This window comes from Xanthomonas sp. NCPPB 3959 (assembly GCF_056675575.1).
The window spans coordinates 124323-150327 of the sequence record NZ_JBWWVR010000010.1 but is presented as its reverse complement, the minus strand read 5'-3'; the positions used below and the strand labels follow the sequence as shown (position 1 = coordinate 150327).

Sequence of the window (26005 nt, the reverse complement as noted above, 5' to 3'; positions counted from 1 at the left end):
AACGCTGCATTAGGTCATGCATGAGACGGCTTGTTGCATTCGCATCGGCCGCAATCCGTCTGCTGCGGTACAGGCGTCATGCGACAATACTGCACGCGCCGGTTCGGTTATGTTCAGCCGTGTGACGGTTACTCTATCGCGTTGGAATTCTGTTAAAGGCTTCGATGACGGCGTCCGCATCTCCTGTCGTGCAGTTGTCCGGTGTCCGCATCGATCGCGGCGGTCGCACGATCCTGCGCGACGTCTCGCTCGACGTGCCACGCGGCAGCATCACTGCCGTGCTCGGTCCATCCGGTAGCGGCAAGTCCACCTTGTTGGCCGCGCTGACCGGCGAGCTGCGTCCGGTCGCCGGCACCGTCACCCTGTTTGGTGAAGAGATTCCGCGCGGCAACCGTGCGCTGCGGGAGATGCGCCGCAATGTCGGCGTACTGCTGCAGGGCAATGGCTTGCTGACCGACCTGAGCGTGGCCGACAACGTCGCGCTGCCGCTACGCACGCATACCCGCCTGCCGGCACCGGTGCTGCAACGCCTGGTGCAGATGAAGCTGCATGCAGTGGGGCTGCTCGCCGCCGCCGATGCCTGGCCGCGCGAGTTGTCCGGTGGCATGGCGCGGCGGGTGGCGCTGGCGCGTGCGCTGGCACTGGACCCGCCACTGATGATCTACGACGAACCGCTGACCGGCCTGGACCCGATCGCCTCGGGCGTGATCATGAGCCTGATTCAGCGCCTCAACGACAGCCTGGGCCTGACCAGCATCATCGTCAGCCACCACGTGCACGAAACCTTGCCGATCAGCGATCAGGCCGTGGTCATCGCCAATGGCGGCATCGTGTTCGCCGGCACGCCCGCGCAATTGCAGGACAGCACCGACCCGCTGGTGCAGCAGTTCCTGCATGGCCAGCCGGACGGCCCGATCGCCTTCGATGCGGCGCCGCGGCGCGACCGGAGTGCTGCCTGATGGCCATGGTCGAATCGATCCGCGCCTTCGGTCGCGCCGGGCTGTTCTCGCTGACCGTGCTGCGCGGCTCGGTGCCCACGCGCGACTTCATCGCCGAGTTGGTGCGCGAGATCTACAAGGTCGGCGCGCGCTCGCTACCGATCATCGCCGTCGGCGGCGCCTTCGTCGGCCTGGTGCTGACGCTGCAGGGCTACCGCACGCTGACCACCTACGGTGCCTCCGATGCGCTGTCCACCCTGCTCGGCCTGTCGCTGTACCGCGAGCTGGCGCCGGTGCTGACCGCGCTGCTGTTCATCGGCCGCGCCGGCAGTTCGATCGCCGCCGAGCTCGGCCTGATGCGCGCTACCGACCAGATCAAGGCGCTGGAGCTGATGGCCATCGACCCGATCGCCAAGGCCGTGGCGCCGCGCTTCTGGGCGGCGGTGCTGACGGTGCCGTTGCTGACCGGCGTGTTCTGCTCGCTGGCGATCACCGGCGGCTACTTCGAGGCCGTACACGTGTTGGGCATCGACAACGGCACATTCTGGTCGGGGTTGAGCAACAGCGTGGACTTCTGGGACGACTTTGGCGTGGCAATGCTCAAATCGGCGATCTTCGGCGGCACTGCCGCACTGGTCGCCGCCTACGTGGGCTTCCACGCCGAGCCGACCATCGAAGGCACCTCGATCGCCACCACCCGCGCGGTGGTGAACGCCTCGCTGCTGGTGCTGATGTTCAACTTCGTCCTTTCTGCAATGTTGTTTAGGTGAGTGGAATAACTATGGCCATGCGTGGACCACGACTCGAATTCGCCGTCGGCGCCTTTTTGCTGCTGACCCTGGCCTCGCTGCTGGTGCTGGCGGTGGCCTCGACCAACCAGCGCTGGGGCTTCGGGTCCAGCCAGTACACGCTGACCGCGCGCTTCAGCCAGATCGGCCAGCTGCGTGCGCAGGCGCCGGTGAAGATCGGTGGCGTGACCATCGGCAAGGTCTCCGACATCAGCCTGGATCCGACCAAGTTCGATTCGGTGGTGACCTTGTCGCTGGACAACAAATACAAGGATCTGCCCGCCGACACCTCGGCCGGCATTTTCACCAGCGGCCTGCTGGGCGAGAGCTACATCGGGCTGCAGCCGGGCGGCGACCCGGAAACGCTCAAGCCGGGCGAAGAAATCGGCTTCACCCAGCCGGCGGTGGATCTGCTGCAGCTGGTCGGCAAGTACATGTTCAGTGGTGGCGGTAGTGGTGGCAGCAATGCCCCGGCCGCCACCGATGGCCAGGCCCCGCCGCCTGCCCCGCCCGCTTCTCCCTCTACGGAACCTCACCACCAATGAAAACCACCCTGCTCTCCGCCCTCCTGGCCTCGACCCTGCTGGTGTGCGCACCGGCCACCGTGCTGGCACAGCCGGCCGCCGCCAGTGCGCCTGCACAGGGCGCGGCGACCAAGACCGTCATCGATAGCAGCACGCGCATCCTGAGCACGCTGGACCAGCGCCGCGCCGAGTTCCGTGGCAACCCGGCCGCGCTGCGTCAGTACATCGATGGCGAATTGAACAAGGCCTTCGACCGCGACTACTCGGCTCGTCTGGTGCTGGGCGTGAACGGCCGTGGCGCCTCCGATGCGGACGTCAAGCTGTTTGCCGATGCGCTGGCCGACAACCTGATGCAGCGTTACGGCACCGCGTTGCTGAACTTCGAAGGCAAGCCGACCTTCCGCGCCAAGTCCGAGAGCGCGCTGCCGGGCAACCGCGGCGTCAAGGTCTCCACCGACCTGCTGCGCGCCGGCAACGACCCGACCCCGGTCGATTACATGATGCGTAACGTCGGCGGCCAGTGGAAAATCTTCGACGTGATGATCGAAGGCATCTCCTACGTGCAGACGTTCAAGACCCAGTTCGACGGCCCGTTGCGCGAGAAGGGCATCGCCAAGGTCGCTGCAGAGTTGCGCAGCGGCAATCTGCAGGTCGGTGCGGCACCGGCCAATGGCAAGTAACAGCTCCGTGCAACGCAACGGCGACACGCTGGCACTCACCGGCGTGCTCGACCGGGCGGCGGTCACTGCGGCCTGGCCGCAGGCGGTCGCGCAGCTGGACGGCATTCGCACGCTCGACCTGTCCGGTGTACAACGCCTGGACAGTGCCGGCGTAGCGATGCTGGCCGAACTGGCTGCACGCGTGCGCAGCACTGGTACCGTTACGGTGGTGGGTGAGGCGTCCGGTCTGGACGAATTGCGCGCCGCTTATCGCTTGTCCCCTACTTTCGATTTTCAGGCGTGAGCGCCACCCCATGACCCAGTTACGCCCCCTCTCTTTGTTGGCCGCCTGCCTGCTGCTTGGTGCATGCGCCAGCCAGACGCCGAAGTCCGCCCCGCCCGCAACTGCGACCAGCATCGCGCCAAGCGCTGAAACACCGGTCCGCGACGATGCTGGAGTGACCGCGCAGCCGGCCGCTGCCGGAGTCGCTGCACCGGACGCGTTGCCGGCCACTGCCGTCACTGCCGCTGCGCCTAGCGACCAGGCCAGCGCCGATGCTAGCGGCAGCAGCTCAGGGGCGCCGACCGCCGCTGAAGACGACTTCGCCGCGCTGTACGGCCCCACCACGCCGCAAGCCGGCGGCAACGGTGCACCAGCACAGCCCGGCGCGCCGGCCTACGACCCGTGGGAGCGCTACAACCGCGGCATGCACCGCTTCAACATGGCGGTGGACCGCGGTGTGGCGCGTCCGCTGGCGACCGCCTACACCAAGGTGGTGCCGAGTCCGGCGCGCCTGGGCGTGACCAACTTCTTCGACAACCTCGGCACGCCGCTGACTATGGTCAACCAGCTGCTGCAGGGCCACCCGGTGTATGCGGTGCAGTCGCTGGGCCGCTTCGTGATGAACTCCACGTTGGGCGTGGCCGGTCTGTTCGACCCGGCCTCCGCAGCCGGCATTCCGCGCCGCAGCGAAGACTTCGGTCAGACCCTGGGTGCCTGGGGCTGGCGTAACTCGCGTTACTTCGAGCTGCCGCTGTTTGGGCCACGCACCGTGCGCGACACCGTTGGCCTGGGTGGCGATATTCCACTGTCGTGGGTGCGCCAGGTCGACGATGGCGGTGCGCGCTTTGCCCTGCAGGGCTTGCAGCTGGTGGATACGCGTTCGCAGCTGATGTCGCTGGATTCGCTGCGCGACCAGGCACCGGACGAGTACGCCTTGACCCGCGATGCTTGGATGCAACGCCGCAACTACCAGATCGTGCGCGATCTGCGCAGCCATCGCGAAAAGAACACCGAGCTGCCCGACTATCTGCGCGAAGACAAGGACAGCACCGTGCCGGTGGACGCGATGCCGATCCCGCAATGGATTCGTTGATCGGTTGAGTTCGCGGTTTGAAGTAACTACGAAAGCCCGGGAGCGATCCCGGGCTTTTTGTTTTTAGAGCGGCTCTGAGTGCGACAGCTCTGGCGAAACTACCGAGCATTTCAAAAGCACCCTCTACCGGATTCGATACCGACCCCAACCTGGGCCATTACCAGAGCCGTAGCACGCACTCGGTAATTGATCGGGAAACAGCGTAGGGTGACGCGGCTTGAGCGCAGGAACCTTGTGGCCTCGCCTGGTCGGCTCACCTCCGGTATCTCGGCATGTCGAGGCCGTCACCGAGATACGTCTTCATGGCCGTCACCGCTTTGGACCAACAACTCATCCGCTTCGAACCGAGTGCCGATGCGCGAGCGGCCTGGTCCGAGGTCATGCTTGAGCGGCATGGTTTGTATTGTGCGTTCGACGCATCGAAGTCGCTACATTCCACGGCGCAGCACTGGAATCTTGGGAATGTGGTGTTGACCATGGCAGACCTGAGCGCCATGGCCCTGGCACCGGCCGACGAAAAGCAGGCCTCGTGGCAGGGGGAATGGCTGTATCTGAAACTCATGACCGGCGGTGAAGTCGATATTGAAATGGCCGGCGTGCAGCAGCGCTTTGCGGCCGGCAGCATGTTCATGCTCGATCCGAGTGGTGCGTTCAGCGAGTCCTTTGCTGTACGTAGCCAAATGACCGTATTGCGGATTCCAAAGTCGGGTTTACGCGATCGTGGCCTGCGCCACGCGTTGAACGGTTTGCTGGTGCCGGATATGGAGTCGGCGGACATGCGTGCCACGCGTGATCTGATTCATTGCATCGCCGCGCAGCACGTTTCGCCAGGCACGCACATGCGGTATCTGATGGAGCAGCAGTTGCTCAATCTGGTGGACGCGATACTTGCCACCCCCACCGAGACGGTGAAGCAGCGCAGTAGCGCGGCGGTGGTGTTTCGTGCAAAGCGCTACATCCATCAGCATCTGGGCGATCAGCAGCTCGATAGCGCCGCAGTTGCCGCAGCGGCGCACGTATCGGTCAAACATTTGCAGCGCCTGTTCCGGGCCGAAGACAGCGGTGTGATGCGGTATGTCTGGCAGGTGCGCCTGCAGCACGGCCACCGCCTGTTGAGCGAGGGGAATGGGCAGGCGGCAAGCGTCCAGGAAATCGCCTGGCGTTGCGGGTTTGCCACTGCCGCACATTTCAGCCGTGCGTTTCGGGCCTGCTATGCCATGTCTCCTTCGAATGCGCAGGTACAGCGCCTACGTTGAGCAGGCATGCTTTAAACAGACGCGTTTGCCTCGTTTCAGAAACGCGCCTTGCGGACATGTACCACGCGCCTTGCAGATAAAAGAATCCGACGGTACGCGGCATAGAATCGATCCGTTGTTGAACAACTGATTCATGCCCGGAGCGCGCAATCGGATTGCGCCCATTCCTTTTCTTTTCATCGCCGACTTATCGGCAAGTATCGTCGCGCCTGGCGCTTGGCGATGCTGCCCGCACACGTTTTTAGGATTTCTGCATGCAAGCGCACCGCACTGAACTCTATACCGCCGAGTTTGCTCGGCGGGTCGACGATAATCAACGTCACCTAAGAAACAATCTGGCCGCCGAGTACGATTACATTATCTGTGGCTCGGGCACGTCGGGCTCGGTTGTCGCACGCCGCCTGGCGCAAAACCCTGACATCACCGTATTGCTGCTGGAGGCGGGCGGCAGCGACGATGTGGCCAGCGTCAGCGACGCTTCGGCCTGGTTTACCAATTTGGGCAGCGAGCGTGACTGGCAATTTCAGGCGCAACCCAATCCGCATTTGAATGACCGTGCGATACCGCTCTCCATGGGCAAGGTGCTCGGCGGCGGTTCGTCGATCAACGTCATGGTCTGGGCACGCGGGCATCGCAGTGATTGGGATTACTTTGCCAGCGAGTCGGGTGATGCTGCCTGGAATTATGAGGCGACGCTGGCGACCTACCGGCGTATCGAAGACTGGCGCGGCGAGCCGGATGCAGAGCGCCGGGGTACCGGCGGCCTGGTGCTGGTACAACCGGCGCCCGACCCGAATCCGGTGGCGCCGGCCATGTTGTCTGCCGCAGCGCACTTGGGAATACCGACATTCGACGACCAGAACGGTGCCTTGATGGAAGCCGGCAGCGGTGCCGCCATCGCCAATCTTTGCATCGAAAACGGGCACCGCCGCTCGATCTTCAGACGCTACGTCTATCCACTCATGGCACAGCCGAACTTGACGGTGCTGACCCACGCCCATGTCTTGCGTGTGGTGCTGGAAGGCAAGCGGGCAGTCGGTGTTGAAGTGCTTCATGCAGGAAAGGTTGGTCGCTTCAAAGCCAGCCAGGAAGTCGTGCTTTCGGCTGGTGCGCTCCACACCCCGAAGATCCTGATGCATTCGGGTATTGGCGAGGCCGGTCATTTGCTCGAACACGGGATCGAGGTGGTGCAGGACTTGCCGGGCGTCGGCCAGAATTATCAGGACCACATGATGGTGTCGGGGTGCATCTGGGAATATGAGCAAGCGTATGCGCCGCGCAACAATGCCGGCGAATCGACCTTTTTCTGCAAGAGTCATCCAGACATGGACACGCCGGATCTGCAGACATTTCTTGCGGAAATCCCGATCGCCAGTGCCGAGGCGCAGGCGATGTTCAACCCGCCTGCTGCTGCATGGTCGTTGCTGCCGGGGCTGGTGCGCCCCAAGAGCCGTGGATCGATCACCTTGAGCGGATCCGACCCGATGGACCCGTTGAAGATCGATACCGGCGCATTGTCGGCACCGGAAGACGTGCAGGCGCTGGTTCGCGGTGTGGAGATCTGTCGCGAGATCGGCAACAGCGCATCCATGCGTCCCTTCGTGAAGCGTGAGGTCATGCCGGGTGCCTTGCACGGGAAGGGGCTCGAAAACTTCGTGCGCAATACCGCCTCCACCGTGTGGCATCAGTCGTGCACGGCGAAGATGGGCCGCGATGCGATGTCGGTGGTGGACGCGCAGCTGCGGGTCTATGGCATCGACGGGTTGCGAATCGCAGATGCCTCCATCATGCCGCGCGTGACGACCGGCAATACCATGGCGCCGTGCGTGATCATCGGCGAACGCCTGGGCAAGCTGTTGACCTGTTGATCGACGCATCGCGCCGTGTGTGCAACGCTTCGATCACTCGAGCAAGAACGGCGATCTATCAGGTCGCCGTTCTTTTGAGCGTGCAGCTGCGTGACCAGTCGATCAGCGTGGCAGATGCGCCATCGCGTAGCTGCAATGTCATTTGCCAGAACGCAACGCAGGTTTGGGCCTGATCGACGGCGTGCGGTCGACATAGGTGAGATAGTGTTTCCATAGATCGTGCGACCGCTGATCGTTGAGGTCGACGATGCAGCTTGCTGCCTTTGCCGGCCCAACCGTCGCATTGCCCCACTGTTTGCGTACGTTGCCGCATTGAAGATCTTTGTACCTTGTCCAAGCCGCTTGTGCGTTGTCGAACGCGTCGGCTGGAACATTCAAGACCGTCATCGCCCTTTCGCGTGCGGCGGTCAGATAGTCAGTCAGACGATCCTGCGATAGGCCGACTTCGTCATTCCAGCATGCGTTGCTTTCCGCTGTTGTGGCTGGGTTGAAGCATCGGGGTGCCGCCTGCAATGCCGGGCAGCCGAGGAGCGTCAGGATGACAAGGATGTAACGCATCGACATAGGCCATTGGAGTCTGTTCTTGCGCAATGATTGGGCTTGCGTGCTGCATCTGTGTTCCGCCTCCGCCGTACCCTCACCCCAACCCCTCTCCCGGGGGGAGAGGGGCTCAAGCAGTCGCTAATGCTGCATCGACTGCCTGCCGCAGGCGTGCGTCGTCTGCGGGGACGTCGGGGGCGAAGCGGGCGATGACCTGGCCATCGCGGGCGATCAGGAATTTTTCGAAGTTCCACAGCACGCCGGGTGCCGGGTTGGGCTGGATGCCATAGCCGGCCAGTTTTTCGCGCATCGGGCCGTCGCCGGTGGCCTGCGGGTGTGCGCTGGTCAGCTGCTGATACAGCGGATGCGTGTCGGTGCCGGTGACTGCAATCTTGGAGAACATCGGAAAGGTCACGTCATAGGTGAGCTGGCAGAACTGGGCGATCTCCGCCTCGCTGCCGGGCTCCTGGCCTTTGAAGTCGTTGGCTGGGAAACCGAGCACTTCCAGACCCGCTGCCTGCTTGTCGCGATACAGCGCTTCCAGGCCTTCGTACTGCTGGGTCAGGCCACACTTGGAGGCGACGTTGACCACCAGCAGCACCTTGCCGCGATAGTCGGCCAGCGTGGCGGGCTCACCGTCGATACGGGCCACGGGAATGTCGTAAAGCGTCTGGCTCATCGGTACGTCCTGGACGGGTGGAACCGAGAGCATAAACCGCTGAAGCCGAGCGAGCGATGCGGGTGTCTGACGGTGCTTGCGGTTGGCTGTTGCTTACAACTTTCTGTTGCTGCAGTTGGCTTTGCTGCGGCCGGCTATTGCGACAGCTGGCGACCACTGCGTGCACTGGCGGATCAGCTGATCCGCCAGTGCCAACGCTTACGCACATGCAATGCCATCAATCGATGCACAACGCGGCCTGGCCCATGCCGCCGACCACTTCCTGGCGGCAACCGAAGCGGTCGCTGTCGCGCTGGCAGGTACCCGAGGTGGCGGTGCCGGCGGGCACGATGCTGGTGGCCAGACAATCGCCACTGCAGTCGGAGTTGTCATTGCAGGTCTTGCCGGCATCGGCGTATGGCACCACGCAACGCACCGTCTGCATGCGACCGACCGGGCGTAGTTGCCCACCTTTTGCGGTGCATTCGGCAGCATCAGCAGAGACTGCGCGCGGTGGTTGTTGGGCGCTCGCTGCAGCGCCCGGCTTGGCAGCCGGAGTATTGCTGCATGCGGTCAGCAGCAGGGCGCAGACCACTGCATAGATCCATCGACTCGACATGGCACTCTCTTCTTGAACAAAGTGCGTGCAAGCATCGCGGTGGCGATGTCTGCGTGGTGTGCTTGGCGTTGGGCGCAGGAATGCCACGTTGCACGCCGGCCCTTGTAGGAGCGGCCCTGCCGCGATGAGGCGTTGTCGGTAACGCCTCGTCGCGCCCGGGTGCGCTCCTACGTTGTCCACTCCTGCGCTGCCGTTGGCAGGTTGGGAGTGGCTGTGCCGCATCGCGGTGCGCAGCCGGATTACTCCTGTTCGTCGTTGTTGTCGTCTTCGCTGCTGCTTCCGGCGTCGTCGTTGCCAGCATCGTCCAGCAGTGCCTGCGAGTGTTCGTTGGACAGCGTTTCCACGCCGCGCAGGCGCCGTTCGATGGTGCGGGTCTTGCGACCGGCATCGCCCAGGGTCTTGCCGACGGTGTTGATCTGGCGTTCGGCCTTTTCCAGGATGCCGGCGAACTTGCCGAACTCGCTCTTGACCGCACCGAGCAGGCCCCACACTTCGCTGGAGCGCTTTTCGATGGCCAGGGTGCGAAAGCCCATCTGCAGACTGTTGAGCAACGCGGTGAACGTGGTGGGGCCGGCGATCACCACGCGGTGTTCGCGCTGCAACACATCGACCAGGCCGGGGCGGCGGATGGTTTCGGCGTACAGGCCTTCGGTGGGCAGGAACATCACGGCGAAATCGGTGGTGTGCGGCGGGCAGATGTATTTGTCGCTGATCGATTTGGCCTGGATGCGGATCGCGCGTTCCAGCTGATTGCCGAGCAGGCGGATCTGCTCGATGTCGCCGGCTTCCTGCGCATCGAGCAGCCGCTCGTAATCTTCGCGCGGGAATTTGGAATCGATCGGCAGCCACACCGGGGTGTCTTCGTGCCCACGACCGGGCAGGCGCACGGCGAAATCCACTGCTTCGCTGGTATCCGGGCGCACGCGCACGCTGCGCGCATACTGCTCGGCGGTAAGCGTCTGTTCGAGGATGTTCTCCAGCTGTACTTCGCCCCAGCCGCCGCGGTTCTTGACGTTGGTGAGCACGCGTTTGAGATCGCCCACCCCGGTGGCCAGCTGCTGCATTTCGCCCAGGCCGCGCTGCACTTGTTCCAGCCGCTCGGAGACGATTTTGAAGGAGGCATCCAGGCGCGTGTTGAGCGTGGTCTGCAGTTTTTCGTCGACGGTGGCGCGCATCTGTTCGAGCTTGCTGGCGTTGTCGTTCTGCAGATTGGCCAGCTGCTGTTCCAGCGTGGCGCGCATCTCGCCGATGCGCAGCTCGTTGCGTTGGGTGAGCTCGTTCAAGCGCTGGCTCAGGGCCTCGGTGAAGCGCTGCTGCGACTCACCGGCTTCTTGCCGGCCCTTGCGTGCGTCTTCGGCTAGTGCCTCACGCAAGCTGGCCATATGCGTGTCGGTGCGTGCGATCAATTCGGTCAGTTGCTGGCCGAACACCTGGATGCGGGTTTCCTGCTGCTGGCCGAAGCCTTCCAGCTGGGTACGCAATTCGGTCAGCCGCAGGGTGAGCAGTTCGCCGGTGCGTTGCTGCGCAAGGCCGCTTTCTTCGCGCGCCTTGCGGGCGTCTTCGCCGAGTGCGTCGCGCAGCAGGTCCAGGCGCTGATCGGTGCGCGTGGACAGCTCGGTGAGATTGCGCGCGAAGGTTTCCAGGCGGCCGTCCTGCTGCCGCGCCAGGCCTTCGAGTTGCTCGCGCAATTCGCCGCGGCCGTCGCGTTGCTCGGCGCGCAGCGCCAGTTCCAGGCCGCTGGTGGAGGGACGCCGCAGCAGCGCGAGCAGCTGCAACACGAGGACTACGACGAGCAGTCCGAGAAGGATCAGGGATTCGGATGACATGTGCGCAGTGTAACGGGCACCGTCGCAGGGGCTGCGTCGGGAGTGGACGCAGTGCACAGGATGACGGGCGTGTCGGGTTGCGCCGTGGCGCAGTTCTCATCTTGATTGACGCCTGTGTTGCTTGGCATGCCAGCGCAGAGTGCGTTGAAGCGCCCATCACTGATGTGGTTCCAACCTGCATGCAGGGCACCACGCAGCTCCCCGTAGAGGCAACGCTACGGCAGGGGCGACTACTCGGGCGTGGTGGCATGTACGTTGGCAGGCATGGATGCAGAATTGCAGCGTCTGCTTCCACACGGTGCGCGCATTGCCCGCCGTCATCGCCCTATGTCGCCATTGGTTATTGAGGATCACATGCTCGAACTCTACGGAAAGCCGACCTCCATCAACGTACGCAAGGTGCTGTGGCTGTGCGAGGAATTGGCGCTGGACTACACGCTGCACGCGTATGGCAGCGGGTTTGCACCGGTGGACACGCCGGCGTTTCGTGCACTCAATCCCAACGCGCTGGTGCCGGTGATGCGCGATGGCACTGTGGTGCTGTGGGAATCGAACACCATCTGCCGGTATCTGGCTGCGCGCAGCCAACGCGACGATCTGCTGCCGAGTGCGCCCGCTGCACGTGCACTGGTCGAGCAATGGATGGATTGGCAGGCCACCGAGCTCAACAACGCCTGGCGTTACGCGTTCATGGCGACGGTGCGTGGCAGTGCGGCGCATACCGATGTGCAGGCGATTGCAGCCAGCGTGCGCGAATGGAATCGGCACATGACCATCCTCGACGCACAGCTGCAACGCGGCGGCCCGTTCGTGCTCGGAGCGGATTTCAGCCTGGCCGATATCGTGTTGGGCTTGTCGACGCAGCGCTGGTTTGCCAGCCCGATCGATCGGCCGGTATTGCCTGCGGTGGCGGCGTATTACACGCAGCTCGGAATGCGCGCCGGGTTTCAGCGGCATGGGTGTAATGGGGTGGCTTAGGGGTGCTGGACCTGGCCGGATCGCATCATGTTGTGGGTGGGGAATACGCATCGATCAGGCAGCGATCGAGCTGATGCTGCATCGCCTGTCCGTACCCTCATCCGGCGCTGCGCGCCACCTTCTCCCGATGGGAGAAGGAATCAAACGCCCCTCTTCCATCGGGAGAGGGGTTGGGGTGAGGGTACGGCTTCACGGAATCCTTTCAGAGGCCGTCAAACCCTGTCCATAAAGGTAGCAACCGCTCCGCGCCACTCCAAACAACATCACCACCGATAGCATTGCTGCAGCGCGTTGGGCGACACTCGCGCATTCTTTTGGTTCCTTCGAGGTCCGCATGTCGTCTTGGCTCAGGCGCAAATCCATCGATCAGGTCACCGTGCACGAGGCTGGCCGGCAACTGGTCCGCAGCCTGAGTTGGCCGCATCTGATCGCACTCGGCATCGGCGCGATCGTGGGCACCGGCATCTATACGTTGATCGGCGTGGGAGCGGACAAGGCCGGCCCGGCGGTGCTGTTGTCGTTCGTGGCCGCCGGCATCGTGTGCGCCTGCGCGGCGCTGGCATATGCGGAAATGGCCACGATGATGCCGGCCGCCGGCAGTGCCTACACCTACAGCTACACCGCGCTCGGCGAGAGCATCGCCTGGGTGGTGGGCTGGAGCCTGGTGCTGGAGTACTCGCTGGTAGTGAGCACGGTGGCGGTGGGCTGGTCGGGCTACTTTGTCGGCTTCCTGCAATGGCTGGGGGTGGAGCTGCCGCATGCGTTGGTGGCCGGGCCGCACGCCGGCGGCATCGTCAACCTGCCGGCGGTGGTGATCACCTTCCTGGTGGCCGGCATGCTGATGGCCGGCACCAAGGAAAGCGCCACGCTCAACGCAGTACTGGTGGTGTTGAAGATCATCGCGCTGGGCGTGTTCGTGGCGATCGCGCTGCCGGCCTTCAATAGCGCCAACCTGCAGCCGTTCATGCCCTACGGCTTCTCCAAGGCGATGGGGCCCGATGGCGTGGAGCGCGGGGTGATGGCAGCGGCGGCGATCATCTTCTTTGCGTTCTACGGGTTCGATGCGATCTCCACGGCGGCCGAAGAGACCAAGAACCCGGGGCGCGATCTGTCGATCGGCATCGTCGGTTCGATGATCGGCTGCACGCTGATCTACGTGCTGGTGGCGTTGTCGGCGGTGGGTGCGATGAGCTTCACCGTGTTCGGCAAGAGCCCGGAGCCGTTGGCGCTGATCCTGCGTGAGCTCGGCCATGGCAAGGCGGCGTTGGTGATCGGTGCGGTGGCGATCATCGCGCTGCCGACGGTGTTGCTGGCGTTTCTGTACGGACAGAGCCGCATCTTCTTTGTGATGTCGCGCGATGGCCTGCTGCCGCGTGGCTTGTCCAAGGTCAGCGCGCGCACCGGTACGCCGGTGGCGACGACGTTGTTTACGGCGGTGCTGGTGGCGGCGTTGGCGGGTGTGGCGCGGCTGGATGAAATTGCGGCATTGGCCAATGCCGGCACGCTGGCGGCGTTTACGGCGGTGGCGGCGTGTCTGCTGGTGTTGCGTGTGCGTGAGCCGACCCGTGCGCGTGCGTTCCGCACGCCGGTGGCGTGGGTGGTGGGGCCGGTGGCGATCCTGGGCTGTCTGTATCTGTTCTGGAGTCTGCCGAGCACGACGCAGCTGTGGTTCCTGGTCTGGAACGTGCTGGGTGTGGTGGTGTATGTGGCGTATGGGCGGCGGAATAGTCGCTTGGGGAAGGTTGGTTAGTCCCTTCTCCCACCGGGAGAAGGTGCCCGTAGGGCGGATGAGGGTACTGGCGAAGCCTTGTGCCATCCAACTTGGTAAGTGGCTTTGCCCCGTACCCTCACCCCAACCTCTCTCCCGCAGGGAGAGGGGCTTTTATCCGTCGGCCTGATGCTTGCGCGGTTACTGTGCGGCTGCAGGCGTGGCGCAGAACGAGGTTGGTAATGCGTCCGCTTGCGTGCCCCAGCCTTGGGTCGGCGCCTGCTTGGTGAGCGCAAACGACAGCGTGCCGCCTTGCTTCAACTGAGCCCAGTCCAGGAACACCTGGCGCTGCGGTGTGCCGTTGAAACGCACGCCCTCCACATATTGCAGCGCGCGGCCATCCGCACCGGGGGCGTCGATGCGCAGGCGCTTGCCGTTACCCAGGTCCAGCGTCGCGCGCTTGAAGCGCGGGGCGTGCAGCAGGAACTGCCCGCTGCCCGGCACCGCCGGATACAGGCCCAGGGCGCTGAACAGATACCAGGCCGACATGGTGCCCAGATCGTCGTTGCCGGTGACGCCGTTGGGGGCGTTGGTGAACAACTGCTGCGCGGCACGCACCACGGTGGCGGTCTTCCACGGCTGGCCGATCAACGTGTACATCCACGGGGCGTGCAGGTCGGGTTCGTTGTTGGGGTTGTAGCGGTACTGGTTGTAGTAGCTGTAGGGGCCGACCACCCAGTGCGTGCGCGCAGCAGTGAGTGGGTCTTTGAGCAAGTCGTCGTAGGCGAAGAAGGCATCCAGCCGCTTGCCGGCCTGTTCGCTGCCGTGCATGGCCTGCAGCATGCCGGGGATGTCCTGCTGCAACAGCCACTGGTATTGCCAGGCGGTGCCTTCGTGGAAGCCGTGCTGCGAGCGCGGGCTGTAGTGATCGTCCGAGGGCGCGTACCAGCTGCCGTCTTCCAGACGTGGGCGCGGAAACCCGCTGAAGCCGGTGTCGGCATCGCGCACGCTGGCGTCCCAGACGCGGTGCCAGTTGCCACCGCGTTGGCGTAGTTGCGCGCTGTCGTCGCCGTGGCCGAGCGCTTGTGCCATCTGCGCCAGCGCGCAGTCGGCCAGGGCGTATTCCAGCGTGGCCGAGCCGCCGTGGTGCGGGTCCACGTCCATGCCCTTGGACGGGAAGGCGCGGTCGTACTGCACGAAGCCGTTGGCCAGGTAACTGGCATTGCCGGAGCGGCCGGAGTGGCGCGAGTTGGTCGGCGGTTGTTCGAAGGCGTTCTGGCGCAGCGCTGCGTAGGCCTCGGCCTCGTTGCCCTGCAGCGCGCCGAAGCGCCACAGATCGACCAGGAACGGGGTGACCGGGTCGCCGGTCATGATGTTGGTGTCGTAATTGGCGTAGCCCCAGCGCGGTAACCAGCCGCCTTGCTGGTGGATGGCCAGCAGCGAGCGGCCGATATCGCGCGCACGCGCCGGTTGCAGCAGGGCCAGCAGCTGGTTCTGCGAGCGGTAGGTGTCCCACAGCGAGAAATATTCGTAGTAGGTCCAGCCGTCGGCGCGGTGGATGGCATCGTCATAACCACGATAACGGCCATCGGCGTCGCTGCCGGTCAGCGGCTGCAGCAGGGCGTGATACAGCGCGGTGTAGGCCACGGTGCGGTCGTCGGCGCTGGCGCCGTCCAGCTGCAGGCTGGCCAGTTCCTTGCGCCAGGCCTGTTGCGCGCGTTGGCGCATCTGCTCCAGGCCCAGCAGCTTGCCGCCCTGCCTGCCGTCGGCGCGCAGGTTGTTGCGTGCACCTTCGGCGTCCACGTGCGAGATGGCGCTGACCACGGTCACCGCACGTGCGTCCTTGCCCTTGCCCAGCGGGAAGCTGAGCCAGGCGCCGTTGGGCTTGAGTTCGCCGCCCATGCTGTGGCGCGCATCGGGCACGCCGCCGTCTTCGCCCCAGACCCCGTGGGCAGTAAACGGGCGGTCGAATTCCAGCCGGAACCAGGTGGTGTATTCGTGGCCGCCGCAGAAGCTTTGCGTGGTCAGTTTGCCTTCGACCACGCGGTCGCCGATCACTTGCACCTGGCTGCCGATCACCACATGGCGGTCGTTGGCCTGGCCCAGGTTGACCAGCACATGGCCGGTGTCGGCGCCGGGGGCGAAGGTGTAGCGCTCGGCGGCGGCGCGGGTGAGCGCAGTGGCTTCGGCGTCGATGCCGCCGTAGTCGGTCAGGCGCACCTTGTAGTAGCCGGCCTGGCCGATCTCGCCATCATGCGTGTAGCGGGCGGCGTAGCGGGTCTGGTCGAAGGCCTTGGCGTCGCCGGTATCGAAGTCGCCACCGGGGCCGATGCGGCCGGTGATCGGCAGCACCGAGACCTGCCCGCCCTGCTCCCAGCAACCGGCCCCGGACAGGAACGAATGGCCGAAGCCACGGATGCTGGGGTCGTCGTAGCGCCAGCCGGCATAGTGCGCGCCGATCGGGCTGACCTGGACCAGGCCGAACGGGGCCGAGGCGCCCGGGAAGGTGTTGCCGTCGTCCTTGCTGCCGATGAAGGTGTTGACCTGCGCCGGATCCTGCGCGGCCAGCGGTGTGGACACCACCATGCCGAGCAGACATAGGCCGGCGGCGGCGCGGCGCCAGAATGGCGCCGGAGCACCCTGCGAGACGGAACGATTGGACGGGACTGCGGAGAGCATGCAAGACACCTCGGGGGAGAGGGCGACCGGAGCCGCAGGTGGAGGATCCCTGCCGACCGCTGCACCACGCAGCGATCGACGCACAACGACTGCGTTCGAGCAACGACCTTCAGCGTAATCGCGATTTCGCGCCCGACTGGCTTACTTGGATCGATCTAAATTCGATTTGGTCACAGCCATGTGTTGGCAAAGATTAAGCATTCTCAACCATCTGCCGCACACGGCGGCGCAGCAAAGTGTGCGGGCTCTTGCAGTTTTGCGGGTGTTTTTAGACGTGTTGAAGCGGTCTGTTGCGCGCGCTCGGGGGATGCCGTTCTGAGGCGTGCGAGCTGTGCTGACGGGTAAGCCCGGCTTGGGGGTCCATTTGGCTGCGCTGTGAACGTGTGGTTGAGGCGTTCCCTGGGCGTGTTGCGCGTCGGGGGCCGGACCCTCACCCCAACCCCTCTCCCGGGGGGAGAGGGGCTTGGTTCCTGCAGGGTTCGGTTCCTGAGGAGGCCTGGTGCCTGGTGCCTGGTGCCTGGTGCCTGGTGCCTGGGGCTTGGTCGCTGGGAGGGCTATGCCTCTGGGAGCGGCTCGGTTTCTGGGTGAGCGCACGGCGTAGCCGCGTGCGCTCCAGCTTGCCCATAAAAAAGCCCGGTCAGTGACCGGGCTGGGCGACGCTGGCGTGGCGGCGGGAGGGGCCGACGCGCCGGTGACGCAGTTGCTCAGATCCAGCGCATGCCTTCGAACGGGTTCCAGCTGGTGCTGCCCTTGGCCTTGTCCAGGTAGTAGGCATAGTTGGCGATCATGCCGGTCAACAACGACAGCGGCAGCCACAGCACATTCTGAAACGCGGCCGGCAGGAACGAGGCCACGATGCTCAGCACGAGGCTGATGCCGATCAGGCTCAACGCCTTGCGCCACAGGCCGATGATGAAGAAATAGATGACGCCGAAGAAGAAGGCATAGAAGTTCATGCCGACCTTGACCTTTTCGCCAAACGGCAGGGTCTTCAGCGCCTCCTTGTAGGCCGGCTCCTTGGGGCCGCCGTGACGGTCGAAGAAATCGAAACGGAACTGCCACTTGGGACTGAGCTGGGTGCGATCGAAGGTGTCCATTCCAAACCATGTAGTTGAAAACGGTTACATGATAGGCGATCGCGTATTCATCGGCACGCGTTTCAGCCCACCAGGCCTTGGTCTGGTGGCGGATCAGTCAGCTTGGCAGCGCGGGCCAGCGCGGCCGCTGATCGACGCTAGCGCTGGTCGCTCAGGCCGCTGCCACGGCGTGACCGGCGCAGCGCATACAGCGAGCGGTCGGCGCGATCGACCACCGCCGCCAGCGCTTCGCCGTCATGCCGCAAGGCGGTGCCCAGGGTGAACTGGATCGGTGCGTCGGCGCTGGCAGCCACGTAGTCGCGCGCCAGTACCTCCAGCTGCGGCTGGGTGGGTTGGTGCAGCAGCACCAGAAATTCATCGCCGCCCAGCCGGACCAGACGGTCCTGGGTGCGTAACGGCTGGTTGAGGAACCACGCCATCTGCACCAGCACCTCGTCGCCGCGCTGGTGGCCATGGGTGTCGTTGACCAGTTTGAACTTGTCCAGATCCACCACGATGCAGCCCCAGCGCACGCTGGGGTCGCGCTTGTCCAGTTCGTCCAGGAAGCGGCGGTTGTAGCAGTTGGTGAGCGGGTCGGTGAACGACCATTCCAGCAGCTGTTTTTCCTGCTGGTACTGGTTGGTGATGTCCTGGGCATGCGCCAGCACGATGGTGGCCTCGGAGTCGATATCCAGCACGTTGCGGTACTGCCAGTGGCGCAGGCTGCCATCGCTGGCCACCAGCTCGATCACCCCGGCATCCTGGCCGTCGAGCACCATGCGCGACAGATAGCCCTGCAAGGCGGCATGCCGCTCGGGGCGCACGAACTCCTGCAACGCGCGGCCTTCCATGCCCTCCACCTGGCGACCGAGCGAGCGTGCCGCGGCCGGGTTGATGCTGATCAGGCGGCCGTCCATGTCGTGGGTGCAGATCAGGCCCAGGCTGTACTGGAACATGTTGCGGAACTTGCGCTCGCTGGCGGCCAGCGCATCCACTGCGCGATGGCGGTCGGTCACGTCCTGCACTGCGCCGATCAGGCGGGTGCGTCCGTCCACATGCTCCACCGAGCCGGTGCTGTGCACCCACAGGCGCCGGCCGGTGGCGCTGATCAGCGGCAGCTCCAGATCCCAGGGCGTGCCGTCGCGCACGCAGGCGTCGACCGCCTCGGTGATCACTGCGCGCGCTTCCAGCGGGTAGAAACCGATGCCCTCGTTCAAGGTCGGTTTGTAGCCCGGAGGCAGATCGTGCAGGCGGCAGGTCTGATCCGACCAGGTCAGGGTGCCGCTGGCCACATCCACTTCCCAGCCACCCACCCCGGCGACCCGGCCGGTACGTTCCAGAAACGCCTCGCTCTCGCGCACACGCTGTTGCAGTTGTTCGTTGGCGGCCTGGCGTTCCAGCATCACGCGGCGCTGCTCCAGGCCTTCGGCGGCGACCCTGGCCAGCTGCTGCAAGGCCTGCAGCTGCGCCGGCTCCAGCGCGCGCGGGCGCTGGTCGATCACGCACACGGTGCCCATGCGCAAGCCGTCGGGCAGCACGATCGGTGCGCCGGCGTAGTAGCGGATGGCGGGCGATTCGGTGACCAGGGCGTTGTCGCAGAAGCGCGGGTCGGCCGGCGCATCGCGCACTTCCATCACCGCATCGCCCTGGATGGTGTAGGCGCAGAACGCCAGTTCGCGTGGGGTTTCGGAGACGCCGGGCAGGCCGATATTGGCCTTCCACCATTGCCGGCGCTCGTCCACCAGCGACACCAGCGCGATCGGGGTGCCGGCGATCGCCTGCGCGGCTGCGGCCAGTGCATCGAAGAACGGTTCGGCGTCGGTGTCGACCACCTGCAACAACGCCAGACGCGCAAGGCGCTCGGCCTCGCTGGCGGTGGATGACACGGCGGTGTCGCACTGATTCAATGGAGAGCTCGCTCGTGCCCCGGGCAATGCGTTGAGTCTAGCGGAGTGGGCATACCTGTCAGGGACTGGCGATGCGGGGTTCCGTGCGCTATCGCACAGGTACGCGCGTGCACGCCGACGCTGCGGCCGTTGCGCCACCTCAGCCGGTGGCACTGGCGTCCGTCTTCGCCTCAGTGGCGGCGCGGTCGTCGCGCATCTGCAAGGCCAGATACAGGTGCATGCAATCGTCGGTATTGCTCAGGTCCACCGCGCACAGTTGCTGGATGCGCTGCATGCGGTAATCCAGGGTGTTGCGATGGATGCCCAGCACCTTGGCGGTGGGCGCCATACGCATGCCGGCGCCGAACCAGGCCGACAGGGTCTTCAACAACTGGCTGCGACGTTCCTGTGCCAGCAGGGCCTGCAGCGGCTTGCGCAGTTCATCGGCCTGCCAGGCCTGACGCAGGTCGTCCACCAGCACCGGCAGGCGATAGTCGTCGTAGAAAAACGCATCGGCCTGCGGCGCGCGCGCCTTGCCGATGCGCATGGTGGTGCGCGCGACCTGGTGCGACAACGCCAGCCCGTTGGGCTGTGGAAAATACTGGCCCAGGGCGAGACGGATCCGCAGCGGGCTGCTGGCGCGCATGCGCTCGAGCAAGGTGTGCGCGCGGCGGCGTTGTTCGCCCACGTCCCAGTGGCCGCGGCGGTCCAGCGCCGGTTTGAGCACCACCAGTTCGTTGAGCGCGGTGGCCGCGATCAGGTTGCCGCGTTCGGGCGTGGACAGCAGCGTGTGCAGGCGCTGCAGCTCCACCAGCATGGCGTCCAGATCCAGGGTGTCGCTTTCCACTTCGATCACGGCGGCCACGCGCGGCAGGTCGAGCGCGATGCCGAGCCGCTCGGCCCAGCCGGCCAATGCCGGGGTCGGGCCGTCGGCGCGGATCAGGCCAAGCGTGACTTCTTCGCGCAGGCGCGCATCGCGGGCCAGCAGGCGCAGCAGGCCGGCCTGTTCCAGCATGGCTTCGGCGGCCATGCGCACCAGTTCGGCCTGTTGCCCGATCCGCTGCGGGTCGCCGGTGAGCCCGACGCAGCCGGCGATGCGGCCATCCACGATCAGCGGCAGATTCACGCCTGGCCGCACTGCATCCAGTTGCTGCGCCAGCGCCGCATCGATCTCCACCCGGCCCTGTCTGGACAGCACCAGCAGCGCGCCCTCGTGCAGCTGGCCCAGACGCGCCGGCTCGCCGCTGGCGATGATGACGCCGGTGTGGTCCATCACATTGACGTTGCCGTCGATGATGGTCATCGCGCGGTCGACGATGGACTGCGCCAGGGTGCGGTCGAGCGTAAGCATGGGTTTGGAGGTCTGTGGACGCGAACGAGGGAGATCACGGTGCCATGGTCGGCACGTGCATGTTCGACACGGGTGTGACTGTGCAGGGTGCGGCGGCAGCGGGTGCTTCTACCGCCGTTGCTGGCAGCCGGCCGCACGGGGTTCGATTCGGATGCGTCAGGCGAAGATGCGGCGCGCTGCGACGCCTGCTGCCGGCGCGCTGCGCACCCGTCGTGAGTGAGCAGCCGACTTCCCGGAAGCGGTGGCAGTCACGCCGGCAACGCGTCGCGCCGTCACCCTGCAGGCGCCAGGCATGTCGCGCGCGCCGATGGGCTGCAGTGGGGCAGGCACGAGGAGGGCCGGCGTGAGGCATCCGTGCGCTGCCGTCAGCGGCCTTCTCCGACTGCAGGCACCTGCGCCAACGCGCTGCCCACCTGCAACGTCGCCGCCACATTGCGGGCGGCGATGCGCACGTTGCTGGCGGCTTCGGCCAGCGCCTGCTCCACCGTGCAGGCGCGATGCACCACTGCGAACATCGCATCGATGCCATGGCCATGCAGCAGCGCGGCGCCGTTGCCCAGGCAGCCGACGATGGCGATCACCGGTTTGCCGTGCCGCTGCGCCACCCGCGCCACCCCCACCGGGGTCTTGCCGTGCAGGCTCTGGCTGTCCAGACGGCCTTCGCCGGTGATGACCAGATCGGCATCGGCGACCAGCGCATCCAGCCCAAGCGCCTGCGCGACGATCTCCACGCCGGGCCGCAGCTGCGCGCCCAGATACGCCACCAACGCCGCGCCCAGGCCGCCGGCCGCACCGCCGCCGGGCAGGTCGTGCAACTGCACGCCGAGGTCGCGTTGCAGGAGGTTGGCGTAATGCTGCAGGTTGCTATCGAGCTGACGCACCATGCTGGGCGTGGCGCCTTTCTGCGGGCCGAAGACTGCCGAAGCGCCGGTGGGGCCGATCAGCGGGTTGTCCACATCGCAGGCCACTTCGAACTGGCAGTCCTGCAGGCGCACGTCCAGGCCTTCGGTCTCGATGCGCGCCAAGGCGGCCAGCGCGCCGCCGCCTGGGCCGATCGGCGCGCCTTGCGCATCCAGCAACCGCACGCCCAAGGCCTGCGCCAGGCCGGCGCCGCCGTCGTTGGTGGCACTGCCGCCGATGCCGATGATGAAGCGCCGCGCGCCGGCATCCAGCGCGGCCAGGATCAACTCGCCCACCCCCGCGGTGCTGGTACGCAGCGGCGCGCGTTCGGCCGGTGGCAGCAGCGCCAGGCCGCTGGCGGCGGCCATTTCGATCACCGCAGTGCGGCCGTCGCCGGTCAGGCCGAAGAATGCCGGCACCGGGGTGCCGAGCGGGCCGCTGACCGTGCAGGCGATCACCCGCCCGCCGGTGGCGGCCACCAGGGCATCGACCGTGCCTTCGCCGCCATCGGCGACCGGCACCTTGCGGTACTGCCAGTCGGGAAACACCTCGCGGAAGCCGGCCTCGATCTGGGTGGCCACCTGCAGCGCGGACAGGCTTTCCTTGTACGAATCGGGGGCGATGACGATCTTCATGGGGACACTCGCTTGAATGGGCGCATCACTGGTTCACCGCGCGCGCCGGCACCCGCAGCACCAGCGCGGCGCCCAGCAGCATGGCCCCGGCCAGCACGTACAGCGCCAGCTCGGTGCTGTGGGTGGTGTCCTTGATCCAGCCCACCAGATACGGGCTGACGAAGCCGGCAACCTGGCCGGTGGAATTGATCAGCGCCAGCCCGCCGGCCGCAGCGGCGGCAGTGAGAAAGCCATTGGTCAGCGGCCAGAACAGCGGCAAGCCGCTGACCGCGCCCATCGTGGCCAGGGTCATGCCGAACAGGGCCAGGCCCAGGTTGTCGGTGACGCTGGCGGCGATGCACAGGCCGGCTGCGCCCATCAGCAACGGGATCACCAGATGCCAGCGACGCTCGCCACGACGGTCGGCCGAGCGGCCCATCAACACCATGAACACCGCTGCGGCCAGATACGGGATGGCGCTCATCAGGCCGATCCGGGTCGGGTCGGTGACGCCGCTGCCCTGGATGATCGAGGGCAGCCAGAAGTTGATCGCATACACCCCGCTCTGGATGCAGAAGTACACCGTGCCCAGCATCCACACCGCCGGGTTGCGCAGCACCGCGCCCAGCGAGGTGGAGGCGCCGGCCGGTTTGCGTGCTTCGTCGTCTGCCAGCGCGCGGGTCAGTGCCTGTTTCTGGTGCGCATCCAGCCAGGTCGCCTGCTGCACGCCGTCGCTGAGCAGGAACCACACCCCGATGCCCAGCAGCACCGTGGGCAGGCCCTGCAGCAGAAACATCCATTGCCAGCCGGCCAAACCGCCCTGCCCGGCCGAAAAGTGGCTGAGGATCCAGCCCGACAACGGCCCGCCCAGCACGCCGGAGATCGGGATGGCCGACATGAAGACGGTCATGACCCGGCCATGCTGGGCGCGCGGAAACCAGCGCGTCAGATACAGCACGATGCCCGGGAAGAAGCCGGCCTCGGCAGCGCCTGTGAGCAGGCGCAACGTGTAAAAACCGGCCGGGGTGCGCACGAACATCAGGCAGGTGGAGAGCAGGCCCCAGCTGACCATCATGATCGCCACCCAGCGGCGCGCGCCGATGCGCTGCAGGATCAGATTGCTCGGCACCCCGCAAGCCAGGTAGCCGATGAAGAAGATGCCTGCGCCCAACCCATAGACCGTTTCGCTCATGCCCAGATCGCCGAGCATCTGCAACTTGGCGAAGCCGACGTTGACCCGGTCCAGATAATTGAACAGGTAGCAGACGAACAGGAAAGGGATCAGCCGCCACAGGATCTTGCGGTAGGTCGGGCGCATGCCATCGGGGGGCGGCAAGGGCCGGGTGGCTTGGGTCATCGCACGCTCCAGCAGTCGGTGGGCCAACCAGTGCGCGGCGCAGCGGTGCCGGCACCACACAGGGGGTCGGCGCATTCTAGTTGGAGCTTTTTCCCGGAAGCATCGTCAGGATGCTGCCTGTCTATGGGCAGCTGGGCGCTGATTTTTGTGCAAATGCCCAAATCCGCATCAAGCATCTCGGCATGTGCCGGGCTCGGAGTGCCACGGCGACCATGCTGCTGGTGCAGGGCTGGCCGCCCCGATGCAGCGCGGCCACCCGGCCACGTAACCGTCTGGCCGACAACTAGCGCTGACGCACGCCGCGCGCCCCGATCAACCAATCCGGCGAAGAAGCCCGCAGCGGCAGCGCGCCTCTACCCCAGCCCAGCGCCCCATCGCCAGGCCCGACGCAGCACCCAGCCCTCCGCACGATGGACCGCCTTGGCTCTGCGAATCCCGAATCCCGCCTGCCGAATCCCGGCACCAGGTGCCCTACCGATTCCCCACTCCCGATTCCCGGTTCCCCGCCGCATACGCCTGCGCCTGCCCCATCACCCGCAGCAGGTTGCCGCCCCAGATGCCGGCGATCTGCTGTTCGGTGTAGCCCCTGCGCAGCAGCCAGGCGGTGATGCGCGGGAGCTTGGAGACATCTTCCAGGCCGACCACGCCACCGCCGCCGTCCCAGTCCATGCCGATGCCCACGTGCTCGGGCCCGACCAGCTTGAGCACATGCTCCAGATGGGCGAAGAAATCCTCTTCGGTCGCCCGCTTGATCGGGTAACGCGCATCCAGCTCCTTGAGTGCGGCGCTCAGGGCGGTGCCGTCGGCGATCTTGACGTGTTCCCAACCGCCGTACTGGTCGGTCAACGCCTTTTCGGCGGCCTTGCGCTCGGGGCTGGCGCCGCTGTCGACCAGATAGCCGCCGTAGGAGTTCACCTGGATCACGCCGCCGTGCTGGGCCAGCACCTTCAGCCGTGCGTCGTCGATATTGCGCGGATGGTTGAAGACCGCACGCGCGCCGCTGTGCGAGAGCACGATCGGCACCGGCGATAGCGCGATCAACTGGTCGAACACCGCATCGGAGGCGTGCGATTGATCGATCACGATGCCCAGCGCCTGCGCCTGCTGCACCAGTTGCTTGCCGGCCGGGCTCAAGCCCTTCCACTCCGGGCCCTTGGGGTCGGTGGCCGAATCGGCGAACTCGTTGTTGAGAAAATGCACGGTGCTCATCAGGCGCAGGCCTTGCGCGTAATAGAAGCTCAGCAACGTGGGGTCGGCCACCAAGGGGCTGGCGTTTTCCATGCTGATGTACACCACGCGCTTGCCATCGGCCTTGATGCGCGCTGCGTCAGCTGGCGTGGTGGCGAAGGCAAAGTGCTGCGGTTGCGCGGCCAGCAGCGTGTGGATCTTCAACAGCCGCTGCAAGCCGGCATCGCGGTCGCGCAAATGCGCCGCCGCACTGCGATCGCCTTGCCCGGTGTAGACCGCCCAGAAGCCGCCATCCAGCGCGCCTGCGAGCATGCGCGGGTAGTCCACCTGCGACAAGCGATTGCCGGCATGCGCCTGCAACACGTCGAAGTCCGGGCGCTCCAGATTGGCCGGCGTGTCCAGATGCGAATCCAGCGTGACCAGCCGCTGTTGCAAGGCGGTGGCACGCGCCAGCTCGGCCTTGGAAAACTCCAGCGCGTGGCTGGGTGCGGCCACGGCCAGACTCAGGAAGATGGCGGTGCACAGGCGGTGCAGGGTCATGACAGCTCGCAGAAGGTGGGGGTGGATCGATCATAGCCGCGCAGGGATCGGCCGATCTCTGCGCAGAACGCGGGCACGGGCCGCCGCGATGCGCAGTCGCAGACACCAGCGCCTGCGACCACGCACCAACGCGTCACTTGCGCTCGAAGAACTCGTGATAGGCCTTGGATTTGCCTTCCGGCGACTTGCCCACGCCATTGCGGATCAGCGTCTTGCCGTCGGCAGAAAACGTCCAGAACTCGCCGACGATGACGTCGTCGTCCTTCATCTTGAGGATCTGGTAGGTATCGGCGCCGGTCTTGCTCACCGCGATCTGGTTGAAGCGCGCCTGCTCGTTGAGCGGGCTGGGTTTGCCATCGAGCGTGGTGACGTAATCCACCTTGTACGGGGTGGCCGGACGGGTGGTGTTGATGGAGTGGTATTCGATGCGGTTGTCGGAGAACTGCACGTTGATGGTCAGGCGCATGCCCTTGGGGAACTTGCCGTCGCTCCAGTTGGATTTGGATTCCACCAGCGTCCAGGCGCCATCGTGCGGATCGGCTGCGAATGCGGTGGAGGTGGCGGTCAGCGTCGCGATGGCGAACAAGGCGGTGGTCAGAAAAGTGCGCATGGGCGGTGTCCTTGGATGCTGGGATGTCAGGCGGTGATGTCGGGTAGCTGCTTCAGGTGTGGCCAT

22 protein-coding genes are annotated in these 26005 nt (G+C 65.6%); 10 read left to right on the top strand and 12 right to left on the bottom strand.

What is annotated here, in order from left to right; all coding sequences use genetic code 11:
• Nucleotides 1-164 precede the first annotated feature (164 nt).
• The 8 genes from AC1KVG_RS13475 (at nt 165) to AC1KVG_RS13440 (ending at nt 7409) form a co-directional block, all read left to right on the top strand.
• On the top strand, nt 165-959 hold the full coding sequence (locus AC1KVG_RS13475) for an ABC transporter ATP-binding protein (RefSeq protein ID WP_333911341.1): 795 nt from the start codon (nt 165-167) through the stop codon (nt 957-959).
• Nucleotides 959-1708 (top strand): MlaE family lipid ABC transporter permease subunit, encoded by a 750-nt coding sequence (locus AC1KVG_RS13470; RefSeq protein WP_006451569.1) that lies wholly within the window; start codon nt 959-961, stop codon nt 1706-1708. Before AC1KVG_RS13475 ends, AC1KVG_RS13470 begins: the two co-directional genes overlap by 1 nt.
• 11 nt (nt 1709-1719) lie before the next feature.
• Nucleotides 1720-2271, top strand: coding sequence for an outer membrane lipid asymmetry maintenance protein MlaD (gene mlaD / locus AC1KVG_RS13465; RefSeq protein WP_023905821.1), 552 nt, complete (start codon nt 1720-1722; stop codon nt 2269-2271).
• A complete protein-coding gene (locus AC1KVG_RS13460) occupies nt 2268-2930 on the top strand; it encodes an MlaC/ttg2D family ABC transporter substrate-binding protein (RefSeq protein WP_255086503.1) in 663 nt (220 codons plus the stop codon). The genes mlaD and AC1KVG_RS13460 overlap by 4 nt, the downstream gene beginning before the upstream one ends.
• Nucleotides 2920-3213, top strand: coding sequence for an STAS domain-containing protein (locus AC1KVG_RS13455; protein WP_168959031.1), 294 nt, complete (start codon nt 2920-2922; stop codon nt 3211-3213). Before AC1KVG_RS13460 ends, AC1KVG_RS13455 begins: the two co-directional genes overlap by 11 nt.
• Nucleotides 3214-3223: 10 nt before the next feature.
• A complete protein-coding gene (locus AC1KVG_RS13450; protein WP_481094725.1) occupies nt 3224-4285 on the top strand; it encodes an MlaA family lipoprotein in 1062 nt (353 codons plus the stop codon).
• Nucleotides 4286-4587: 302 nt separating this feature from the next.
• Nucleotides 4588-5541 (top strand): AraC family transcriptional regulator, encoded by a 954-nt coding sequence (locus AC1KVG_RS13445; protein WP_481094724.1) that lies wholly within the window; start codon nt 4588-4590, stop codon nt 5539-5541.
• A 254-nt stretch (nt 5542-5795) separates the two neighbouring features.
• Nucleotides 5796-7409 carry a GMC family oxidoreductase gene (locus AC1KVG_RS13440; RefSeq protein ID WP_481094723.1) on the top strand — a complete coding sequence of 538 codons (1614 nt, stop codon included), beginning with the start codon at nt 5796-5798 and terminating at the stop codon, nt 7407-7409.
• A gap of 138 nt (nt 7410-7547) precedes the next feature.
• Here the strand turns inward: AC1KVG_RS13440 and AC1KVG_RS13435 are convergent, their stop codons facing one another.
• From AC1KVG_RS13435 to AC1KVG_RS13420, 4 genes are all read right to left on the bottom strand, one after another.
• Nucleotides 7548-7967, bottom strand: a complete 420-nt coding sequence (locus tag AC1KVG_RS13435; RefSeq protein WP_481094722.1) for a lysozyme inhibitor LprI family protein — start codon at nt 7965-7967, stop codon at nt 7548-7550.
• A gap of 112 nt (nt 7968-8079) precedes the next feature.
• A complete protein-coding gene (locus tag AC1KVG_RS13430; RefSeq protein ID WP_481094721.1) occupies nt 8080-8628 on the bottom strand; it encodes a glutathione peroxidase in 549 nt (182 codons plus the stop codon).
• Between the two features lie 217 nt (nt 8629-8845).
• Nucleotides 8846-9226 carry a hypothetical protein gene (locus AC1KVG_RS13425; protein WP_481094720.1) on the bottom strand — a complete coding sequence of 127 codons (381 nt, stop codon included), beginning with the start codon at nt 9224-9226 and terminating at the stop codon, nt 8846-8848.
• 239 nt (nt 9227-9465) lie between these two features.
• Nucleotides 9466-11052, bottom strand: a complete 1587-nt coding sequence (locus AC1KVG_RS13420; protein WP_481094719.1) for a DNA recombination protein RmuC — start codon at nt 11050-11052, stop codon at nt 9466-9468.
• 354 nt (nt 11053-11406) lie between these two features.
• Between AC1KVG_RS13420 and AC1KVG_RS13415 the strand changes: the two genes are divergently transcribed.
• Both AC1KVG_RS13415 and AC1KVG_RS13410 read left to right on the top strand, forming a co-directional pair.
• On the top strand, nt 11407-12030 hold the full coding sequence (locus AC1KVG_RS13415; protein ID WP_481094718.1) for a glutathione S-transferase family protein: 624 nt from the start codon (nt 11407-11409) through the stop codon (nt 12028-12030).
• Between the two features lie 334 nt (nt 12031-12364).
• Nucleotides 12365-13780 (top strand): amino acid permease, encoded by a 1416-nt coding sequence (locus AC1KVG_RS13410; protein WP_481094717.1) that lies wholly within the window; start codon nt 12365-12367, stop codon nt 13778-13780.
• Nucleotides 13781-13939: 159 nt separating this feature from the next.
• Here AC1KVG_RS13410 and AC1KVG_RS13405 read toward each other — a convergent pair whose 3' ends face one another.
• From AC1KVG_RS13405 to AC1KVG_RS13370, 8 genes are all read right to left on the bottom strand, one after another.
• Complete coding sequence (locus AC1KVG_RS13405) at nt 13940-16417, bottom strand: GH92 family glycosyl hydrolase (protein ID WP_481094716.1); 2478 nt, start codon at nt 16415-16417, stop codon at nt 13940-13942.
• A gap of 704 nt (nt 16418-17121) precedes the next feature.
• Nucleotides 17122-17514, bottom strand: a complete 393-nt coding sequence (locus tag AC1KVG_RS13400) for a DUF2628 domain-containing protein (protein ID WP_006453040.1) — start codon at nt 17512-17514, stop codon at nt 17122-17124.
• Nucleotides 17515-17651: 137 nt separating this feature from the next.
• Complete coding sequence (locus AC1KVG_RS13395; protein ID WP_481094715.1) at nt 17652-19400, bottom strand: sensor domain-containing diguanylate cyclase; 1749 nt, start codon at nt 19398-19400, stop codon at nt 17652-17654.
• 139 nt (nt 19401-19539) lie between these two features.
• Nucleotides 19540-20730, bottom strand: a complete 1191-nt coding sequence (locus AC1KVG_RS13390; RefSeq protein WP_481094714.1) for a sugar diacid recognition domain-containing protein — start codon at nt 20728-20730, stop codon at nt 19540-19542.
• 365 nt (nt 20731-21095) lie between these two features.
• Entirely contained in the window at nt 21096-22265 is a 1170-nt protein-coding gene (locus tag AC1KVG_RS13385; protein WP_481094713.1) for a glycerate kinase, read from the bottom strand.
• 25 nt (nt 22266-22290) lie between these two features.
• Nucleotides 22291-23601: an MFS transporter gene (locus AC1KVG_RS13380; RefSeq protein ID WP_481094712.1), complete on the bottom strand. Its 1311-nt coding sequence runs from the start codon at nt 23599-23601 to the stop codon at nt 22291-22293.
• A 471-nt stretch (nt 23602-24072) separates the two neighbouring features.
• Nucleotides 24073-25329: a dipeptidase gene (locus AC1KVG_RS13375; protein ID WP_481094711.1), complete on the bottom strand. Its 1257-nt coding sequence runs from the start codon at nt 25327-25329 to the stop codon at nt 24073-24075.
• Nucleotides 25330-25462: 133 nt separating this feature from the next.
• Complete coding sequence (locus AC1KVG_RS13370) at nt 25463-25939, bottom strand: hypothetical protein (protein WP_023905845.1); 477 nt, start codon at nt 25937-25939, stop codon at nt 25463-25465.
• Nucleotides 25940-26005: the final 66 nt, after the last annotated feature.

Bases quoted from the DNA above. Each gene is read 5' to 3' on its own strand.
- AC1KVG_RS13420 (WP_481094719.1), bottom strand. From the start codon at position 11,052: ATGTCATCCGAATCCCTGATCCTTCTCGGACTGCTCGTCGTAGTCCTC.
- AC1KVG_RS13370 (WP_023905845.1), bottom strand. From the start codon at position 25,939: ATGCGCACTTTTCTGACCACCGCCTTGTTCGCCATCGCGACGCTGACC.
- AC1KVG_RS13435 (WP_481094722.1), bottom strand. From the start codon at position 7,967: ATGCGTTACATCCTTGTCATCCTGACGCTCCTCGGCTGCCCGGCATTG.
- mlaD (WP_023905821.1), top strand. From the start codon at position 1,720: ATGGCCATGCGTGGACCACGACTCGAATTCGCCGTCGGCGCCTTTTTG.
- AC1KVG_RS13445 (WP_481094724.1), top strand. From the start codon at position 4,588: ATGGCCGTCACCGCTTTGGACCAACAACTCATCCGCTTCGAACCGAGT.
- AC1KVG_RS13470 (WP_006451569.1), top strand. From the start codon at position 959: ATGGCCATGGTCGAATCGATCCGCGCCTTCGGTCGCGCCGGGCTGTTC.
- AC1KVG_RS13380 (WP_481094712.1), bottom strand. From the start codon at position 23,601: ATGACCCAAGCCACCCGGCCCTTGCCGCCCCCCGATGGCATGCGCCCG.
- AC1KVG_RS13450 (WP_481094725.1), top strand. From the start codon at position 3,224: ATGACCCAGTTACGCCCCCTCTCTTTGTTGGCCGCCTGCCTGCTGCTT.
- AC1KVG_RS13375 (WP_481094711.1), bottom strand. From the start codon at position 25,329: ATGACCCTGCACCGCCTGTGCACCGCCATCTTCCTGAGTCTGGCCGTG.
- AC1KVG_RS13405 (WP_481094716.1), bottom strand. From the start codon at position 16,417: ATGCTCTCCGCAGTCCCGTCCAATCGTTCCGTCTCGCAGGGTGCTCCG.
- AC1KVG_RS13415 (WP_481094718.1), top strand. From the start codon at position 11,407: ATGCTCGAACTCTACGGAAAGCCGACCTCCATCAACGTACGCAAGGTG.
- AC1KVG_RS13430 (WP_481094721.1), bottom strand. From the start codon at position 8,628: ATGAGCCAGACGCTTTACGACATTCCCGTGGCCCGTATCGACGGTGAG.
- AC1KVG_RS13385 (WP_481094713.1), bottom strand. From the start codon at position 22,265: ATGAAGATCGTCATCGCCCCCGATTCGTACAAGGAAAGCCTGTCCGCG.
- AC1KVG_RS13455 (WP_168959031.1), top strand. From the start codon at position 2,920: ATGGCAAGTAACAGCTCCGTGCAACGCAACGGCGACACGCTGGCACTC.
- AC1KVG_RS13460 (WP_255086503.1), top strand. From the start codon at position 2,268: ATGAAAACCACCCTGCTCTCCGCCCTCCTGGCCTCGACCCTGCTGGTG.
- AC1KVG_RS13425 (WP_481094720.1), bottom strand. From the start codon at position 9,226: ATGTCGAGTCGATGGATCTATGCAGTGGTCTGCGCCCTGCTGCTGACC.
- AC1KVG_RS13400 (WP_006453040.1), bottom strand. From the start codon at position 17,514: ATGGACACCTTCGATCGCACCCAGCTCAGTCCCAAGTGGCAGTTCCGT.
- AC1KVG_RS13390 (WP_481094714.1), bottom strand. From the start codon at position 20,730: ATGCTTACGCTCGACCGCACCCTGGCGCAGTCCATCGTCGACCGCGCG.
- AC1KVG_RS13440 (WP_481094723.1), top strand. From the start codon at position 5,796: ATGCAAGCGCACCGCACTGAACTCTATACCGCCGAGTTTGCTCGGCGG.
- AC1KVG_RS13475 (WP_333911341.1), top strand. From the start codon at position 165: ATGACGGCGTCCGCATCTCCTGTCGTGCAGTTGTCCGGTGTCCGCATC.
- AC1KVG_RS13410 (WP_481094717.1), top strand. From the start codon at position 12,365: ATGTCGTCTTGGCTCAGGCGCAAATCCATCGATCAGGTCACCGTGCAC.